The organism is Azospirillum sp. UENF 211521, assembly GCF_058780535.1.
The window spans coordinates 1,315,712-1,331,837 of sequence record NZ_JBSNCF010000002.1 but is presented as its reverse complement, the minus strand read 5'-3'; the positions used below and the strand labels follow the sequence as shown (position 1 = coordinate 1,331,837).

Below are 16,126 nucleotides of genomic sequence, written 5' to 3'. Positions count from 1 at the left end.
GCCGAAGCCGGTCAGGCGTCGCCGGCGAGGGTCACCTTGTCGGCGATGCGGACCAGATCGGGCAGGGACCGCGCCTGCATCTTGCGCATCACGCTGGCGCGGTGGACCTTCACGGTGATCTCGCTGAGCTGCAGCTCGGCAGCGATCTGCTTGTTGAGCTGCCCGGCGGCGACGAGCCGCATCACCTCCCGCTCGCGCGGGGTCAGGCTGCGGAACCGCTCGCGCAGGTCGCACAGCGCGTCGAGCGCGCGGCGGCGGTCGCGGTCGCGCTCGATGCCGGTGTGGACGGCGTCGATCAGGTCCTGGTCGCGGAAGGGCTTGGCGAGGAACTCGACGGCGCCGGCCTTCATCGCCGTCACCGACATGGGAATGTCGCCGTGGCCGGTGATGAAGACGACCGGCAGATGGATGTCCGTTCCGCTCAGCTCGCGCTGGAACTCCAGCCCGCTCTGGCCGGGCAGCCGCACGTCGAGCACGAGGCAGCCGGGGGCGTCGGGCAGGCGCTGCTGCAGGAACTCCTGCGCCGAGGCGAAGGGCAGGGCGGTCAGCCCGACCGAGCGCAGCAAGCTGACCAGCGAGTCCCGGATCGAGGGATCGTCGTCGATGATGGCGACGAAGGGCGTTTCCGCGGGTATGGCGGACCGGTCGGTGAGGGAGCGGTCGGTCATCGCGTCCGCTCCAGCTCCGCCCCGGCCGCCGGCCGTTCCGGCTCGTCGTCGGCGGGCAGGGTGAAGCGGAAGACGGCGCCGTGGGGCTGGTTGGCGGCCACCCACAGCCGGCCGCCATGGGCCTCGACGATCGACTGGCAGATGGTCAGCCCCATGCCGATCCCATGCTCCTTGGTGGTGAAGAAAGGTTCGAACAGCCGCTCCTCCTGGGACGCCTGCAGGCCGGTGCCGGTGTCCTCCACCGACACGATGACGTCCGTGAGCCCGCGGCGGCGCGAGCGGATGCTCAGAACGCGCGGCCGGTCGGTGACCGTGGCCATGGCGTCGTCGGCGTTGGCGATCAGGTTCAGCAGCACCTGCTCGAGCTGCACCGGGCTGCCGTTGACCGGCGGCAGGCGCTGCTGGAGGTCGGTCCGCACGGCGATGCGGTTCAGGCGGCGCTCGCCCTCCGTGCGGTCGAGCGCGCTGCGGATCACCCCGTTGATGTCCAGCCGGCTGCGCTGGGGCGGCGTCTTGCGGAAGGAATCGCGGATGCAGGCGATCACCCGCGCGGCGCGGTGTCCGTCGTCGGAAATCCGCTTCAGCGCCGCCCGCACCTCCACCAGGTTGGGCGACGGGCGGTCGAGCCAGCGCAGCCCGGCGCCCGCGTTGGTGACCATGCTCGCCAGCGGCTGGTTGACCTCGTGCGCGATGGAGGCGGAGAGCGCTTCCAGGCTGGCCAGACGCGCGTCGCGCACCCGCCGCTCCGCCGCCACCGAGCGGACCAGCCGCCCGTAGAGCGTGGTCATCTCGGCCAGCAGGACCAGCAGGACGATGCTGGAGGCGGCCAGCCCGAACACCCGTCCCGACCACCAGCCGGCGCTGAAGCGCCCGCCGCTGATGAAGCTCAGCAGGCAGGTCTCGATGGCCCAGGCGGCCAGCACGACCATCAGCCAGAGGTCGAGGACCGAGAGCCGCTGCCGCCCGAGGACGGCCAGTGCGGCGGCACAGAGCGCCAGGGCGGTCACCGGCACGACCATCCACAGCGGCGTTTCGCGCATGGTGTCGACCATCAGCCGCGGCAGATGGGCGTCGTCGGCCAGCGCGAAGGCGGTGAGACCCCCGGCCAGGGCCGCCGCCAGCGCCATGCCGCCGGCGATGGCGGGCAGGGCGGGACGGTGCGCCTCGCGCGGGCCGGCCTCCATGGCCTTGAGCAGCGCGTAGGCGAGGATGAACAGCGGCAGCCCGATGCGCCGCCCGGCGGCGACGATGGCCGTGCTTTGCAGGCCGGCGCCGAGCAGCCCGGTCGGCGCGAACACCCCGGGGAAGGTCAGCGCCCAGGGGACGATCAGCAGCGCCGTCGTCAGGTAGCCGGCGGCCAGCGCCAGCAGGGCCGGCGTGCGCTGCGTGGCGTAGAGCGCGAACAGCAGGACGGCGGTCATCAGCTCGGTCAGCAGGACCGCGGTGGCGTAGGCGGGCAGCAGAACCGCCGTCCCCTCCGTCGTCAGGCGGGCGAAGGGGGCGGCGATGGCCAGGGCGACCAGCAGACCGGCCACCGTGCCGATGGCCAGCCGCGTCTGTCCCGCCCGCGGCGGCAGGGTCGCCAGAAGAAACCGTTGGTCTCCGGGGTCATCGCTCGTGCGCATCACCGTCGCTCGCCCGCCCGTCGGGTCACGTCCGCCCTCAACCCTGCCTTCAACCCTCAAACCCAGCCTTTAACCCCGACCGGCACCGGCGGCGAGCGGCGCCTTGGCCTGATATACCAAGGTATAGGGCCCGCAAACGCAAGTTCAATGTCGCCGTCCTCCGTCCCTGACCGATGCTTCGACACACCGCCGGGCCACAGACATCGTCACGTGTTCGCCACGGCCATCGCCATTGGCACCGGCGCCAAAAACAACGGGGATAGAGACATGACCATCACCGCCACCGCGACTCCCGGCAAACTGCTCGTCTCGCCGAAGGACCACGCGCTGATCATGATCGATCATCAGTCGCAGATGGCCTTCGCGACCCATTCGATCGACGCCACGACTCTGCGCACCAACACCGCGCTGGTCGCCCACGCCGCCGCCGGCTTCGGCGTCTCGACCATCCTGACCACCGTCGCGGAAAAGAGCTTCTCCGGCCCGATCTTCTCCGAGATCACCGAGGCCTTCCCGGGGGCGGAGGTCACCGACCGCACCTCCATGAACACCTGGGAGGATGCGAACGTCATCAAGCGGGTGAACGGCCTGGGCAAGACCCGGCTGGTCTTCTGCGGCCTGTGGACCTCGGTCTGCATCGTCGGCCCGACCCTGTCGGCGCTGGACCAGGGCTTCGAGGTCTACGTCATCGCCGACGCCTGCGGCGACGTCTCGGTCGAGGCGCACCAGCGCGCCATGGACCGCATGGTCCAGGCCGGCGTCCGTCCGATGACCTCGCTCCAGTACATGCTGGAACTGCAGCGCGACTGGGCGCGCACCGAGACCTACGAGATGACCACCGGCATCGCCAAGAAGTACGGTGGCGCCTATGGCCTGGGCATCATCTACGCCAAGACGATGTTCGGCGCGTCGGAAGGCGGCCACAGCGCCGCCGCCTGACCTGCTGCGCTTGGTTCGGGGCGCTTGCTTCGCGGCGCCCGATGCCCCGCGCCGCGACGGACCGGTCCCGACCCTCCCCGGGGCCGGTCCGCCTCTTTCCGCCCATCCGGACGAAGAACAGGCACGCCATGATGCCCTATCTGCTTTCCCTCGGCGCCGGCATCCTGGTCGGCGTCCTCTACGCGTTTCTCGGCGTCCGCTCCCCGGCTCCGCCCACCATCGCCCTGATCGGCCTGCTCGGCATGCTGGTCGGCGAACAGGCGGTGCCGGTGGTCAAGCGGCTGATCGCCGGGCAGCCGGTGCTGGCCTTCATCCAGAACGACTGCGCCCGCCACATCCTGGGACCGCAGGCGGGCAATGCCGCCGCTCCCGATGCCGCGAACCCGCCGGCCCCAGCCGCGGACGCGCCCCCGCGGGGCCGGGCATGACCGGCCGGACCGGGATTGGTCGCCGCAGCGCCATCGCCGGAAGCGCCGCCGCCACTCTGCTCGCCTCGCCCCTGCTCACCCGCCTTGGGAATGCCGCCATGCCGTCTTCCGACCTTCTGATCGTCAACGCCCGCATCACGACGCTCGACCGCGCCAACCCGCAGGCCGACGCCGTGGCGATCCGCGACGGGCGCTTCCTCGCCGTGGGGCGGGAGGCCGAGGTGCGCGCCGCCGCCCCCGCCGCCACGGTGATCGACGCCAAGGGACGCCGCCTGATCCCCGGCCTGATCGACAGCCACATCCACGTCATCCGCGGCGGCCTGAATTACAACATGGAGCTGCGCTGGGACGGCGTGCCGACCCTGGCCGACGCCATGGCGATGCTGCGCGCCCAGGTGGCCCGCACCCCGGCCCCGCAATGGGTGCGCGTCGTCGGCGGCTTCACCGAGCACCAGTTCGCCGAAAAGCGCCTGCCGACGCTGGAGGAGCTGAACGCCGCCGCCCCCGACACGCCGGTCTTCATCCTGCACCTCTACGACCGCGCGCTGCTGAACGCCGCCGCGCTGCGGGCGGTGGGCTATGGCAAGGACACGCCCAACCCGCCGGGCGGCGAGATCCAGCGCGACGCCGCGGGCAACCCGACCGGCCTGCTGCTGGCCCTGCCCAACGCGATGATCCTGTACTCCACCCTCGCCAAGGGGCCGAAGCTGCCGGAGGAGTATCAGGTCAACTCCACCCGCCATTTCATGCGGGAGCTGAACAGTCTGGGCGTCACCAGCGTGATCGACGCCGGCGGCGGCTTCCAGAACTACCCCGACGACTATGCGATCATCGAGAAGCTGCACGCCGACGGCGAGATGACGCTGCGCATCGCCTACAACCTGTTTACCCAGAAGCCGAAGGAGGAGTTGAAGGACTTCGCCACTTGGTCTGACACGGTGAAGCCGGGCGACGGCGACGACCGCTACCGCCTGAACGGAGCGGGGGAGATGCTGGTCTATTCGGCCGCCGACTTCGAGGACTTCCGCGTCGCCCGGCCCGAGATGCCGCCCAACATGGAGACGGACCTGGAGCCGGTGGTCCGCCTGCTGGCCGAGCGGCGCTGGCCGTGGCGGCTGCACGCCACCTACGACGAGACCATCGGCCGGGCGCTCGACGTCTTCGAGAAGGTCAACCGCGACATCCCGCTGCAGGGGCTGAACTGGTTCTTCGACCACGCCGAGACGATCAGCGACCGCAACATCGACCGCATCGCGGCGCTTGGCGGCGGCATCGCCGTGCAGCACCGCATGGCCTATCAGGGCGAGTATTTCGTAGAGCGCTACGGCGCCAAGGCCGCCGAGGCCACGCCGCCCATCGCCAAGATGATGGCCGCCGGTGTGCCGGTGGGCGCCGGGACGGACGCCACCCGCGTCGCCAGCTACAACCCCTGGGTCTCGCTGTCCTGGCTGGTCACCGGCAAGACGGTCGGCGGGCTGTCGCTCTACCCGATGGCGAACCGGCTGGACCGCGAAACGGCGCTGCGCCTGTGGACGGAGGCCAACACCTGGTTCTCAAACGAGCAGGGCAAGAAGGGCCGGATCGAGGCCGGGCAACTCGCCGACGCGGCGCTGCTCAGCGACGACTACATGGCGGTGTCGGAGGACCTCATCCCCCACATCCGCTCGGTCCTGACCCTGCTGGGCGGCGCCGTGGTGCATGGCGAGGGCGATTACGACACGCTCGCCCCGCCGCTGCCCAAGCCGATGCCCGACTGGTCGCCGGTCGCCACGGTCGGCGGCTATCACCGCGACCCCAGGACGGTGCAGCGGCAGGCGGCGGAGTGCGGTTGCCACTCCGGCTGCGCCGTGCACGGCCATGACCACGCGGCGGCGCTGGGCGCCGACGTGCCCTCGTCCGACGCGCGCAGCTTCTGGGGCGTGTTCGGCTGCGGTTGCTGGGCGGTCTGAGGGGGAGCGCAACGATGGCCGACACCCTCTCCACGCGCAAGGACGCCATTGCGCCGGTCGCCGCCCTGCTCGACTGGCCGGGGACCGCCTGGCTCGCCCGCCTCGCCCTGGCGGCGCCCTTCTTCGTCAGCGGGCTGGTCAAGCTGACGGACTTCAACGGCGCCGTGGCCGAGGCGGCGGGGCTGGGGCTCGGCCTGCCGGTCCTCGTCGCGGTTGCGGTGATCGTCACCCAGCTCGGCGGGTCGGCGCTGTTTTTGACACGGCGCTGGTGCTGGCTCGGCGCCGGGATCCTCGCCGGCTTCACAGTGGTCGCCACGCTGCTCGCCCACGCCTTCTGGACTTATGAGGGGCTGGACCGCGCGCGGCAGACCGCCACCTTCCTGGAGCATCTGGCCATCGTCGGCGGCTTCGCGGCCGCCGCGGTGCTGACCCACCGCAACGCCCACCGCCGGGGAGGGCGCGCATGACCGCCGAGGCCGTCCCAACCCCCGGCGCACAGCCGCCCGGACATAAGCCCGCCGCATCCAAGCCGGCGGGTGCCTTCGCGCCGCTGAGCAACCGGCTGTTCGCCGTGCTGTGGGTGGCGGCGGTGCTGGGCAACGTCGGCACCTTCATGCGCGACGTGGCGAGCGCGTGGCTGGTGCTCGACCTGTCGGGATCGCCGTCCACCGTCGCGCTGATCCAGGCGGCGGGCTCGCTGCCCATCTTCCTGCTGGCGATCCCGGCGGGGGTGCTGTCGGACATCATGGACCGGCGGCGGATGCTGATCGTCATCCAGTGCCTGCTCGCCTGCGTAAGCGCCGCGCTGATGATCCAGGCGTGGCTGGGCGTCGCCAGCGTCGCCTCCATTGCCGGGCTGACTTTCCTCGGCGGGGTCGGGGCGGCGCTGATGGCGCCGGTCTGGCAGTCCATCGTGCCGGAACTGGTGCCGCGCAGCGAGTTGAAGGGCGCGGTGGCCCTCAACAGCCTGGGCATCAACATCGCCCGCGCCATCGGCCCGGCGGCGGGCGGCGCGATCCTGGCTGCCGCCGGAGCCGCCGCCACCTACGCGGTGGACGTCTCCTCCTACATCATCGTCATCGCCGCCCTGCTGTGGTGGCGGCGCACCCCCGATGCCCGCGACGACCTGTCGGAACAGTTCGGCGGCGCGTTGCGCGCCGGGCTGCGCTACGCCCGCGCCAGCAAGGAATTGCACCGCGTCTTCCTGCGCGCCGGCCTGTTCTTCGCCTGCGCCAGCGCCCTGTGGGCCCTGCTGCCCATCGTCGCCGGACCGATGCTGGGCGGCGGGCCGGGCTTCTACGGCCTGCTGCTCGGCGCCGTGGGGGCGGGGGCCATCGGAGGGGCAACCGTCCTGCCGCGCCTGCGCGAGCGTCTGGGCGCGGACGGCCTGATGCTGGCCGCCGCGCTGGTCACCGCCGTGGTCATGGGCATCCTGGCCCTGGCCCCGCCGCGCTGGCTTGCCCTGCCGGTCCTGCTGGGCGCCGGGGCGGCCTGGATCGCCGTCCTGACGACGCTGAGCGCCACCACCCAGGCCATCCTGCCCAACTGGGTGCGTGGGCGTGGGCTGGCGCTGTACCTGACCGTGTTCAACGGCGCCCTGACGGCGGGCAGTCTCGGCTGGGGGGCGCTGGCCGACGCGATCGGCGTGCCGGCCACCCTGTGGGTCAGCGCCGCCGGGCTGCTGGCCGTCGCCGTGCTGTCCCGCGCGGTGCCGCTGCCGGAGGGCGAGGCCGACCTCACCCCGTCGAACCATTGGCCGGAGCCGCTGACCGCCGAGCCGGTGCGCAACGACCGCGGTCCGGTGCTGATCACCATCGAGTACCGGGTGGCCGCCGCCGACCAGCACGCCTTCCACGCCGCGCTGCGCCGCCTGTCGGAGGCGCGGCGGCGGGACGGCGCCTACGCCTGGGGCGTCAGCCAGGATTCCGGCGATCCGGAACGGGTGCTGGAGTGGTTCTTCGTCGAATCCTGGGCGGAGCACCAGCGCCAGCACCGCCGGGTGTCCAACGCCGACGCGGACGTGCAGAAGGAGGCGCTGGCCTTCCACCGCGGCGACGGGCCGCCGCGGGTGTCGCACTTCCTGGCGCTGGAGCACCACGCGGGGCGGTCCTCGTGAGGCGGTGGCGCGGGGCGCTGGTCGCGGCTCTGCTGCTCCAGTCCGCCCCGGCCCCAGCGGAGATCCCCGCGAAGACGCCCCCGCCGCTGACCAACACCCGCTACGACGAGGATTACCGCTACCTCCTCGACCCCGCGGCGGGCAGCGGCGCCTTCTGGGAGCGGTTCAAGGCGGTCCCGCTCAGCCCCGGCGGCACGGTTTCCCTGTCCACCGGGCTGGAGGCGCGGCTGCGCGGCGAGGCGGTGCGCAACAGCGGCTGGGGGCAGGACGAGCCAAGGAACGACGCCTACGGCCTGTGGCGCCTGCTGCCCTACGCCGACCTGCGCGCCGGCCCGGCCCTGCGGGTCTTCGGGCAACTGATCATGGCCGGCTCGGCGGGCAAGCTCGGGCCGGAGGGGGCGCCGGACGTCGATCGCACCGACCTGCTGCAGGGCTTCGCCGACCTCTCCGTCCCGCTGGGCGACGCGCAGGGCACGCTGCGGGCGGGGCGTCAGATGCTCGCCTATGGGTCGGAACGGCTGATCAGCCTGCGCTACGGCGCCAACGTGCCGCGCGCCTTCGACGCGGTGACGGGCATCGTGCAGTCCGGTCCCTGGCGGGTGGACGGCTTCCTCGGCCGCCCCGTCCGCGCGGCGCCCGACCTGTTCGACGACCGGCGCGACGGGGGTCGCTCCGCCTGGGGGCTGTACGCCACGCGCGGCGCAGGGGCGAGCTGGGGCACGGGGCTGGACGCCTACTACATCGGCTACGGCAACCGGGCGGCGTCCTTCGAGGGCGGGCAGGGACGGGAAGAGCGGCACACGCTGGGCACCCGCCTGTTCGGCAAGGCCGACGGCTGGGACTGGAACTGGGAGGCGATGCTCCAGACCGGCCGCATTGATGGCGACACCATCGCCGCATGGTCGGTCGCCAGCGACACCGGCCACCGCTGGAACGGCCTGCCGCTGCGCCCGCGGCTCGGGCTGAAGGCCAACATCGCCAGCGGCGACCGCGATCCCGGCGACGGGCGGCTGGGCACCTTCAACCCCCTGTTCCCCCGCGCCAAGTATTTCGGGGAACTGACCCCGGTCGGGCCGCTGAACCTGATGAACCTGCATCCCTCCGTGGATCTGGCGCTGTCGGACGAGTTCAGCCTGTCCGCCTCGGCCATCGCCTATTGGCGGATGAGCCTGGAGGACGGCGTCTACGACCTGTCCGGCAACCTGCTCCGTTCCGGCGCCGGATCGCGGTCGCGCCACATCGGCACGCAGGGGGAGCTTGTGCTGTCCTACGCCGCCGGGCGCACGGTCGAGGGCTTGCTGTCCTACTCGCTGTTCCAGCCCGGCTCCTTCCTTCAGGACACCGGCCCCGCGAAGACCATCCACTTCGTCGGGATGGAGGCGGTGTTCAAGTTCTGATGGGCCATCGGTATGTTTCGGTACGGTACCTGCACCGGTCCCCTCTTTGACGGCATCATCGCGAACGTCATGATGCATAGGGGCGCAGCAGCATGTTCCGCAGCACCGGTCCGGTCTTCCTCCTCGCAATTCTCGCCTCGCCGGTTGGATTGCAGGCGCCGGCTATGGCCGCCGAGATGCCGGATCGGGCGGGGCAGAAGGCCGACGTGTTCGATCTGTTCGACGAGAATGACGACGGGCGGATTTCGAACGCGGAGTTTCAGAACAACAAGATTCTGGTCTTCTATGTCTGGGACCGGAACCGGGACCTCGTGCTGACGCCCGATGAGACACCGCTGAGGCCCGAGGTGTTCGCCGCCGCCGCCGGGCCGGACGGGCGGATCGACAGCCTGGATTTCATCACGGTCATCGACGAGGCATTCCTCATCGCCGACACCAACCACGACTCCATGCTCGACCGGCAGGAGTTTCTTGCCTTCCGGCAGCGCATCCGTCCCTGAAGCGTGCCGCGGTCAGCGGGGCGCCGCCGTCCGTGGCAATGTTGCCGTTGCAACCCTCTCCTTCGGCGCGGCGGGATTACCGTAACTTACGGCCGCTGCCATGCCGGGAACGCCGGCCATCCGTGTAACGTTGCCGTCCAATCGACCCAAACACAGGCGGAGACGATCCATGAAGCGCCGAGTTCGTGCCATCCTTGCGGTGTTCCTGACCGGCGCGGTCCTCGCCGGCTGCGCGCCGGCGTCCGAGACCGCGCCGCCGTCCGCCGCCCTGGCCCCGGCGAGTGTCGAGCCGACGCCGCGGCTGTCCATGGTCGAGAACGTCCGCTCCACCGCCAAGGTGCGCGGAATCGACAAGGCCGCGCGGACGGTGATCCTGCAATTCCAGGACGGGCGGGAAGAGGCGGTGACCGCCGGCACCGCCGTGCGGAACTTCGACCGCATCAAGGTCGGCGACACTGTGCAGATCGAGTACGCCCGCCTGACCAACATCGTCACCCAGCCGCCGGGCGGCGGGCCGGGCGCCATTCAGCGGAGCAGCACGGACCGCGCCGCGGTCGGCGAGATGCCGCGCGCGTCGGCGATCACCACCACCCAGGTGACGGAGGTTGTCGAGGCCATCGACCTCAACCGACGGACGGTCACGTTGCGCGGGCCGCAGGGGCGCACGCGCACGGTTCCGGTCCCGCCGGACGTGCAGGGGCTGGAGACGGTGAAGCCCGGCGACGAGGTGGTGATCAGCCGGACGGAGGCCGCCACGGTCACCGTGATGCGATGAGGGGAGAGGCGAAGGCCACCGATGAGGGAAGGTGGCGCGAGTGACGGGACTTGAACCCGCGGCCTCCGGCGTGACAGGCCGGCGCTCTAACCAACTGAGCTACACCCGCAATATGGCTCCGGATGCTGGACTCGAACCAGCGACACGCGGATTAACAGTCCGCTGCTCTACCGACTGAGCTAATCCGGAACGGAGGCCGGCTTATAAGCCCCTTTCCGGAGGCTGGCAAGGGGAAAACGACCCGGCGGCCGGATTTTCTGTCCGGCGCCGGTGGCGGCGATGCAGGGCCGTGACAATGGGGCCGAAATGTGGCGAAGCCCTCGCGCGCCGGTTGACAGAGGGCGTGGCTTTCGCTTCCTTCCGGCCCCGGTTCCCGTCCCAATCCCCTGCCGCTGGTCGCCGTTCCCCCATGTCCAAGGTCGTTCCCTTCGCCCAGGCGCGCGAAGCCCTTCTCGCCCGTCTCACCGAGCAACTTCCCCCCTCCACCGAGTGGGCGGGACGCCTGATGCTGATGCCGGACGGCAACCGGGTGGAGCCGATGCCGGCGGAAGCGGCGGTGGAGGTGCTGCGCGCCTTCCGCGCCGGGCTGGGCGAGGCCATCGGCGCCGCCCCCTGCTCGGTCGGCGGCATGTGGGTGTCGCGGGAGGACTGCCTGGACTGGGACGGGCTGCTGGCCCCGCTGGCGGTGGCCGCCGGCTATGTGGTGGCCGGGGCGACCGGCGGCGACGGGCTGGCGGTGGAACTGTTCCGCTGCAAGGGCGCGCTGGCCGGCTGGGGCGTGCGCGGCCTGCGCGGCGAAGCGGCGGTGGCCCGCTCCGCCGGCTACGCCGTGGTGATGGTCAGCCGCCGCCCCGACGACCAGGAGATCGTGCTTGACCGTGTGATGGACACCTTCGGCTTCGTGATGCGCAGCCAGGGTGAGCCGGTGGTGGGCACCGGCGACCTCAACGCCCGGCTGGCCCGCCGGGCCTGCCCGCTGCGGCGATAAGGCGGGCGGTCAGCGGTTCGGCGCGTCGGCCTGCACGATGCGGGTGACGGTCTGCAGACGCTGCACGTCGCGCACTTCCAGAACGATGCCCAGGTTCAGCGCGGCGAGCGTGTCCACCAGGGAGCGCATGCTGTCCCGCACCCGCTCCAACGCGTCGGGGCCATGGTCCGATTCGCTGCCGAGGGAGCTGACGAAGGCGCTGATTTCCAACTGCATTTAGGCCGGGCTCCGCCTGTGTGGTGGGTGCTGTCCCGCAAGGCGTTACTCCGATCCGCGCGGTCGCGTCCATCGCGCTTGCGCCATAGGCCGCCGGGCGAATCCCTCCTATCCGCTAGGTCGGGGAGCGGCGGAAGCGCAGGGGTTCGCCGAAGCCGGGGACGGCGAAATGGGCGGGTTCGACCGCATGCTCGGCCAAAGCGTGGTGCAGCGCCCGGATGGGGGCGTCGATGCCCTCCGCGGTCAGCTGGAAGGTGCCGAAATGCATCGCGACGCTGTGTCGCGCCCCCAGGTCGCGGTGCGCCCGCACGGCGTCGGCCGGGTTCATGTGCTGGGCGGCCATGAACCAGCGCGGCTCGTAGGCACCGATCGGCAGCAGGGCGACGTCGATGGCGCCGAACCGCCGCCCGATCTCCTTGAAATGCGGGCAGTAGCCGCTGTCGCCCGCGAAATACACGGCCGCCTCCGGCGTCTCCACCACGAATCCGCCCCACAGGGTCTTGCGCCGGTCGAACGGGGTGCGGGCGGACCAGTGCTGCGCCGGGACGAAGGTGATCCGGGTGCCGTGCGGGCCGGGCAGGCTGTCCCACCAGTCCAGCTCGTGCACCGCGTCGAAGCCGGCGCGGCGCATCATCGGGCCGTTGCCGAGCCCCGTCATCACCTGCGGCACGCCGCGCCGCCGCGCCAGATGGCGCAGAGTCGGGGCGTCGAGATGGTCGTAGTGGTTGTGGCTGAGCAGGACCGCGTCGATGGCCGGCAAATCCTCCATCCGCACCGCGGGCGGGCGCACCCGCTTCGGCCCCAGCCGCCCGAAGGGGCCGGCATGGTCGGAGTAGACGGGGTCGGTCAGGAAGGCCGCTCCGCCGATCTGGATCAGGAAGGTCGCCTGCCCGATGAAGGTGACCGCCACCTCGCCGCGCGCCGGGGTGACGGGGCGGAAAGGGTGGGGCGGCTCCGGTTCCGCCGGCGTCCAGCGCGGGCCGCGCGCCTTGTAGAGCCGCCACAGATCGCGCGGTCCCTTGTCCGTGTCGGCGTGCGGGTTGAAGAAGCGGCGTCCGTCCCAGTGATCGGACGGAACGGCGGGAAAGCGGGGCTGGCTGTCGTCGCGCGGCATGACACCAGAAGTGGGGTGGTGCGGCGGCCTTGGCTAGGCCGCCGCCTGCCGCGATGCGGCAAGAATTTCGTGTCCGCGCGGCAAACAGTTCACGAGACGGAATGTCTGATCATTAAAGCATTGAAAGCGTTGCATTTTTCGGGGGCTGCCCTGCAATAAGCGCGCGTGTGGTATTAGGTATACCAGAGCATATTGGTCTCAACGAACAACCCCCCGATAACGCCTCCCAACGATTGGAGACCATCATGAACAGCTCGACCTACACCCACATCGGCAGCGACCGCGCCCCGTCCTCCGCCCTCCAGGCTGTCCGCGAGTTCCTCGCCGCCTGGCTGCGCGCGACCCCGGCCTACATCGTGTATCGCGCCATCAACGAGCGTTGATCCGCGAGCCTTGCGTCACGAGTGTTGATTGTTGAACGGGGGCGGCCCAGCGGTCGCCCCCGTGCTGTATGAACCCGGTGCGTCCCGGTTCAGGACGCCGGCGTGAAGTTCCGGCTCCAGACCGGCGCCAGGGTCGGCAGGGCCTTCACCCGCTCCGCGACGCCCGAGAGCTTCGGGCAACGCTCCGCGAACCAGGCGTGGCGAGGCCGCCAGTGCACCATCGCCCCGATGTAGATGTCGAGCGCGCTGAAGCGCTGCCCCAGCACCCATGGGCCGTCGCCCAGTTGCGATTCCAGCCAGAGCCACAGCGTCTTGCGCTGCTCCACCATCGCCGCGCCGAGCGTCTCCGGAGCCTCCGTCACCCAGCGCTCCGGGTAATCGCCGAAAGTGAAGGTCGGGTAGACGTTGGCCACCAGCCAGACCAGCAGCCGCAGGAAGGTGGCGCGCTCCGGCGCGTCCGGCGGCGGCGCCAGCCCGGCGTCCGGGTGCCGTTCGGCCAGCAGCAACGCGATGGCCGCGCTTTCCGTCATCACCGTCCCGTCCGGCAGGACCAGGGTGGGGATCTGCCCCAGCGGGTTCAGCGCCAGCAGCCGCTGGCGCGCCGCGCCCGGCGCGTCGAAGCCCCCGACATCCTCGAAGACGAAGGGGACGCCGCACTGGACCAGCATCGCTTCCGTCAGGACGGACCCCCAGCCTGGCACGCCGTAGAGCCTGTAAACCTCACCGCTCATTCCCGATCCCTCCCATCCTGGGGTCCCTGTCCCGCCGCCAGCGTCCAGAACGCCTCCGCTGCCGGGCTCTGTCGGGCGCGCGGACGGTAGAGGCGCACCTCCACCGGAATTTCCCAGCCCGCCCCGCCGGCCCGCACCAGCCGTCCCTGCGCCACGTCGTCGCCGATCAGACTGTCCGGCAGCCACGCCACGCCACGCCCGTCTCGGGCCAGCGTGCGCAGCACCGCGGCGAGATGCGAGGTGAAGACGGTATCGAGCGCGAGCGGCGCCGGAAAGCCGCCGCGCGCCGCCGTGACGATGCGTCCCATGCCCGACTCCGGGCTGTAGGCGAGATGGGGCAAAGCGCATCCGGCGCCGGACAGCGGGTATCGGGGGGCACCGGTCCCATCAGGCGCACAGACCGGCACCAGACGGTCGCTTCCCACCGCGGCGGAGCGGAAGGCTCCAGCCTCCAGCCGGGAGGGGGCCGCCGCATGGGCGTGGCACAGCAGGAACTGCGCCTGCCCCTGCATCATCACCTGCTCGCACGCCTGCATGCTGTCGGACAGCAGGTGGATGGCGCCCAGCCGCGCCTGTCCCTCCAGCCGGCTCAGCCAAGTCGGGAAGAAGGTCAGCGACAGCGCGTGGGTCGCCGCGAAGCGCAGCGCCGTGGCCGCCGCCCCGCCGGCCAACCGCGCCTCCTCCCGCCCCTGCAGGAGGCGGCGCACCGTCTCGTCGGCGAAGGGGCGGAAGCGGCGCCCGGCCTCGGTCAGCCCGACCGGCTGGGTGCTGCGGTCGAACAGCGGCGTGCCGGTCCAGTCCTCCAGCGCGCGGATGCGGCGGCTGAAGGCCGGCTGGGTCAGGTTGCGCCCCTCCGCCGCGCGGGAGAAGTTGCCGCACTCCGCCAGGGCGAGGAAATCCTCAAGCCAGTTCAGTTCCATCGCTGTGCCGTTCGCCCATGCCGGATGCGCATCACGCGATTTGAAACTGGCATTGGCCCGGCGGTCCCGTCCATCCCTATCCTGCGGCCCAGGGCATCGGAAAAGCCAAAGGGAAGCAGCGCCATGCGCATCGTTGAGATCCGGGAAAAGACCGTCGGCATCAAGTCCGACATCGCCAACGCCTACATCGACTTCAGCCAGATGACCTGCTCCACCGTGGCGGTCATCACCGACGTGGTGCGCGACGGCAAGCCGGTGATCGGCTACGGCTTCAATTCCAACGGCCGCTACGGCGCCGGCGGCCTGATGCGGGAGCGCTTCATCCCCCGCCTGACCTCGGCCGCCGCCGACAGCCTGATCGACGAGGCGAACGGCAACCTCGACCCGTTCAAGATCTGGGCGCGGCTGATGACCAACGAGAAGCCGGGCGGCCACGGCGAACGCTCGGTCGCGGTGGGCACCATCGACATGGCGGTGTGGGACGCCGTGGCGAAGATCGCCGGCAAGCCGCTCTACCGCCTGCTCGCCGACCGCTACCGCGGCGGCGTGGCCGACGAGTCGGTGTGGGTCTACGCCGCCGGCGGCTACTACTACCCCGGCAAGGGGGTGGAGGCGCTCCAGGACGAGATGCGCAGCTACCGCGACCGCGGTTACAAGGTCGTGAAGATGAAGATCGGCGCCACCTCGCTGGAGGACGACCTGCGCCGCATCGAGGCGGTGCTGGAGGTGGTCGGCGATGGGCAGAACCTCTGCGTTGATGCCAACGGCCGCTTCGATCTGAAGACCGCCATCGCCTACGCCGAGGCGCTGAAGCCCTACAACCTCTTCTGGTACGAGGAGGCCGGCGACCCGCTCGACTACGCGCTCCAGGCCGAACTGGCGAACCATTACGACCGCCCCATGGCGACCGGCGAGAACCTGTTCAGCCACCAGGACGCCCGCAACCTGATCCGCCACGGCGGCATGCGCCCGGACCGCGACTGGCTGCAGTTCGACTGCGCGCTCAGCTACGGCCTCGTCGAGTACATGCGCACGCTGGACATGCTGAAGGAGAACGGCTGGTCGAGCCGCCGCGTCGTGCCGCACGGCGGCCACCAGATGTCGCTGAACATCGCCGCCGGCCTGCATCTGGGCGGCAACGAGTCCTACCCGGACGTGTTCAAGCCCTTCTGCGGCTTCGCCGACAGCATCGCCGTCGAGGACGGGCGGGTCCGCCTGCCGGAGCTTCCCGGCATCGGCTTCGAGGACAAGGCGGAGTTGTTCCGCACCATGCGCGAGGCGCTGGAGACGGCGAACTGAGGCGGTCTCCGTTGCGCGCCGCACCCTGTACGGGCGGTATAAGGCGTTGACTCGCGCCGGATCGTCCTCACATGCTGT

The 16,126-nt window shown here is 71.0% G+C and carries 17 protein-coding genes and 2 tRNA genes; 11 read left to right on the top strand and 8 right to left on the bottom strand.

From position 1 onward, the window contains the following. Positions 1-11: 11 nt before the first annotated feature. Both ACWPN5_RS22860 and ACWPN5_RS22855 read right to left on the bottom strand, forming a co-directional pair. A complete protein-coding gene (locus ACWPN5_RS22860; RefSeq protein ID WP_492297528.1) occupies positions 12-668 on the bottom strand; it encodes a response regulator transcription factor in 657 nt (218 codons plus the stop codon). Continuing rightward, positions 665-2,293 (bottom strand): MASE4 domain-containing protein, encoded by a 1,629-nt coding sequence (locus tag ACWPN5_RS22855; RefSeq protein WP_492297527.1) that lies wholly within the window; start codon positions 2,291-2,293, stop codon positions 665-667. Before ACWPN5_RS22855 ends, ACWPN5_RS22860 begins: the two co-directional genes overlap by 4 nt. 267 nt (positions 2,294-2,560) lie before the next feature. Between ACWPN5_RS22855 and ACWPN5_RS22850 the strand changes: the two genes are divergently transcribed. The 8 genes from ACWPN5_RS22850 (at position 2,561) to ACWPN5_RS22815 (ending at position 10,397) form a co-directional block, all read left to right on the top strand. Further along, entirely contained in the window at positions 2,561-3,232 is a 672-nt protein-coding gene (locus ACWPN5_RS22850; RefSeq protein WP_014197758.1) for a hydrolase, read from the top strand. A gap of 128 nt (positions 3,233-3,360) precedes the next feature. After that, positions 3,361-3,660 carry a XapX domain-containing protein gene (locus ACWPN5_RS22845; protein WP_200478832.1) on the top strand — a complete coding sequence of 100 codons (300 nt, stop codon included), beginning with the start codon at positions 3,361-3,363 and terminating at the stop codon, positions 3,658-3,660. Continuing rightward, complete coding sequence (locus ACWPN5_RS22840) at positions 3,657-5,609, top strand: amidohydrolase (protein ID WP_492297525.1); 1,953 nt, start codon at positions 3,657-3,659, stop codon at positions 5,607-5,609. The genes ACWPN5_RS22845 and ACWPN5_RS22840 overlap by 4 nt, the downstream gene beginning before the upstream one ends. Before the next feature lie 14 nt (positions 5,610-5,623). Next, a complete protein-coding gene (locus ACWPN5_RS22835; RefSeq protein ID WP_492297523.1) occupies positions 5,624-6,076 on the top strand; it encodes a DoxX family protein in 453 nt (150 codons plus the stop codon). Continuing rightward, positions 6,073-7,725: an MFS transporter gene (locus tag ACWPN5_RS22830; protein ID WP_492297522.1), complete on the top strand. Its 1,653-nt coding sequence runs from the start codon at positions 6,073-6,075 to the stop codon at positions 7,723-7,725. Before ACWPN5_RS22835 ends, ACWPN5_RS22830 begins: the two co-directional genes overlap by 4 nt. Next, complete coding sequence (locus ACWPN5_RS22825; RefSeq protein WP_492297520.1) at positions 7,722-9,122, top strand: alginate export family protein; 1,401 nt, start codon at positions 7,722-7,724, stop codon at positions 9,120-9,122. The genes ACWPN5_RS22830 and ACWPN5_RS22825 overlap by 4 nt, the downstream gene beginning before the upstream one ends. A 92-nt stretch (positions 9,123-9,214) precedes the next feature. Continuing rightward, on the top strand, positions 9,215-9,622 hold the full coding sequence (locus ACWPN5_RS22820; protein WP_145681096.1) for an EF-hand domain-containing protein: 408 nt from the start codon (positions 9,215-9,217) through the stop codon (positions 9,620-9,622). Positions 9,623-9,791: 169 nt separating this feature from the next. After that, positions 9,792-10,397 (top strand): hypothetical protein, encoded by a 606-nt coding sequence (locus ACWPN5_RS22815; protein WP_145681095.1) that lies wholly within the window; start codon positions 9,792-9,794, stop codon positions 10,395-10,397. A 32-nt stretch (positions 10,398-10,429) separates the two neighbouring features. Here the strand turns inward: ACWPN5_RS22815 and ACWPN5_RS22810 are convergent. Together ACWPN5_RS22810 and ACWPN5_RS22805 are read right to left on the bottom strand one after the other, a co-directional pair. Next, a tRNA-Asp gene (locus ACWPN5_RS22810) sits at positions 10,430-10,506 on the bottom strand. A gap of 4 nt (positions 10,507-10,510) precedes the next feature. After that, positions 10,511-10,586 (bottom strand) — tRNA-Asn (locus ACWPN5_RS22805). 220 nt (positions 10,587-10,806) lie between these two features. On the opposite strand from ACWPN5_RS22805, the gene ACWPN5_RS22800 reads away from it, so the two are divergent. Then, a complete protein-coding gene (locus ACWPN5_RS22800; protein WP_492297518.1) occupies positions 10,807-11,385 on the top strand; it encodes a hypothetical protein in 579 nt (192 codons plus the stop codon). A 9-nt stretch (positions 11,386-11,394) separates the two neighbouring features. Here the strand turns inward: ACWPN5_RS22800 and ACWPN5_RS22795 are convergent, their stop codons facing one another. Continuing rightward, positions 11,395-11,601 carry a hypothetical protein gene (locus ACWPN5_RS22795; protein WP_114858830.1) on the bottom strand — a complete coding sequence of 69 codons (207 nt, stop codon included), beginning with the start codon at positions 11,599-11,601 and terminating at the stop codon, positions 11,395-11,397. A gap of 115 nt (positions 11,602-11,716) precedes the next feature. Beyond that, positions 11,717-12,715, bottom strand: a complete 999-nt coding sequence (locus ACWPN5_RS22790; protein WP_492297516.1) for an MBL fold metallo-hydrolase — start codon at positions 12,713-12,715, stop codon at positions 11,717-11,719. Between the two features lie 245 nt (positions 12,716-12,960). On the opposite strand from ACWPN5_RS22790, the gene ACWPN5_RS22785 reads away from it, so the two are divergent. After that, positions 12,961-13,098 carry a hypothetical protein gene (locus ACWPN5_RS22785; protein ID WP_014197745.1) on the top strand — a complete coding sequence of 46 codons (138 nt, stop codon included), beginning with the start codon at positions 12,961-12,963 and terminating at the stop codon, positions 13,096-13,098. 89 nt (positions 13,099-13,187) lie between these two features. Here the strand turns inward: ACWPN5_RS22785 and ACWPN5_RS22780 are convergent, their stop codons facing one another. Both ACWPN5_RS22780 and ACWPN5_RS22775 read right to left on the bottom strand, forming a co-directional pair. Beyond that, the gene (locus ACWPN5_RS22780; RefSeq protein WP_492297515.1) at positions 13,188-13,829 is read right to left on the bottom strand and encodes a glutathione S-transferase family protein; all 642 of its coding nucleotides are present in this window, start codon (positions 13,827-13,829) and stop codon (positions 13,188-13,190) included. Further along, positions 13,826-14,749, bottom strand: a complete 924-nt coding sequence (locus ACWPN5_RS22775; protein ID WP_492297513.1) for a LysR family transcriptional regulator — start codon at positions 14,747-14,749, stop codon at positions 13,826-13,828. Before ACWPN5_RS22775 ends, ACWPN5_RS22780 begins: the two co-directional genes overlap by 4 nt. Positions 14,750-14,872: 123 nt before the next feature. On the opposite strand from ACWPN5_RS22775, the gene ACWPN5_RS22770 reads away from it, so the two are divergent. After that, on the top strand, positions 14,873-16,048 hold the full coding sequence (locus tag ACWPN5_RS22770; protein WP_145681090.1) for a mandelate racemase/muconate lactonizing enzyme family protein: 1,176 nt from the start codon (positions 14,873-14,875) through the stop codon (positions 16,046-16,048). The last annotated feature ends 78 nt before the right edge of the window (positions 16,049-16,126 follow it).

Bases quoted from the DNA above. Each gene is read 5' to 3' on its own strand.
- ACWPN5_RS22770 (WP_145681090.1), top strand. From the start codon at position 14,873: ATGCGCATCGTTGAGATCCGGGAAAAGACCGTCGGCATCAAGTCCGAC.
- ACWPN5_RS22790 (WP_492297516.1), bottom strand. From the start codon at position 12,715: ATGCCGCGCGACGACAGCCAGCCCCGCTTTCCCGCCGTTCCGTCCGAT.
- ACWPN5_RS22785 (WP_014197745.1), top strand. From the start codon at position 12,961: ATGAACAGCTCGACCTACACCCACATCGGCAGCGACCGCGCCCCGTCC.
- ACWPN5_RS22795 (WP_114858830.1), bottom strand. From the start codon at position 11,601: ATGCAGTTGGAAATCAGCGCCTTCGTCAGCTCCCTCGGCAGCGAATCG.
- ACWPN5_RS22860 (WP_492297528.1), bottom strand. From the start codon at position 668: ATGACCGACCGCTCCCTCACCGACCGGTCCGCCATACCCGCGGAAACG.
- ACWPN5_RS22780 (WP_492297515.1), bottom strand. From the start codon at position 13,829: ATGAGCGGTGAGGTTTACAGGCTCTACGGCGTGCCAGGCTGGGGGTCC.
- ACWPN5_RS22850 (WP_014197758.1), top strand. From the start codon at position 2,561: ATGACCATCACCGCCACCGCGACTCCCGGCAAACTGCTCGTCTCGCCG.
- ACWPN5_RS22845 (WP_200478832.1), top strand. From the start codon at position 3,361: ATGATGCCCTATCTGCTTTCCCTCGGCGCCGGCATCCTGGTCGGCGTC.
- ACWPN5_RS22835 (WP_492297523.1), top strand. From the start codon at position 5,624: ATGGCCGACACCCTCTCCACGCGCAAGGACGCCATTGCGCCGGTCGCC.
- ACWPN5_RS22800 (WP_492297518.1), top strand. From the start codon at position 10,807: ATGTCCAAGGTCGTTCCCTTCGCCCAGGCGCGCGAAGCCCTTCTCGCC.
- ACWPN5_RS22815 (WP_145681095.1), top strand. From the start codon at position 9,792: ATGAAGCGCCGAGTTCGTGCCATCCTTGCGGTGTTCCTGACCGGCGCG.
- ACWPN5_RS22830 (WP_492297522.1), top strand. From the start codon at position 6,073: ATGACCGCCGAGGCCGTCCCAACCCCCGGCGCACAGCCGCCCGGACAT.
- ACWPN5_RS22775 (WP_492297513.1), bottom strand. From the start codon at position 14,749: ATGGAACTGAACTGGCTTGAGGATTTCCTCGCCCTGGCGGAGTGCGGC.
- ACWPN5_RS22855 (WP_492297527.1), bottom strand. From the start codon at position 2,293: ATGCGCACGAGCGATGACCCCGGAGACCAACGGTTTCTTCTGGCGACC.
- ACWPN5_RS22840 (WP_492297525.1), top strand. From the start codon at position 3,657: ATGACCGGCCGGACCGGGATTGGTCGCCGCAGCGCCATCGCCGGAAGC.
- ACWPN5_RS22820 (WP_145681096.1), top strand. From the start codon at position 9,215: ATGTTCCGCAGCACCGGTCCGGTCTTCCTCCTCGCAATTCTCGCCTCG.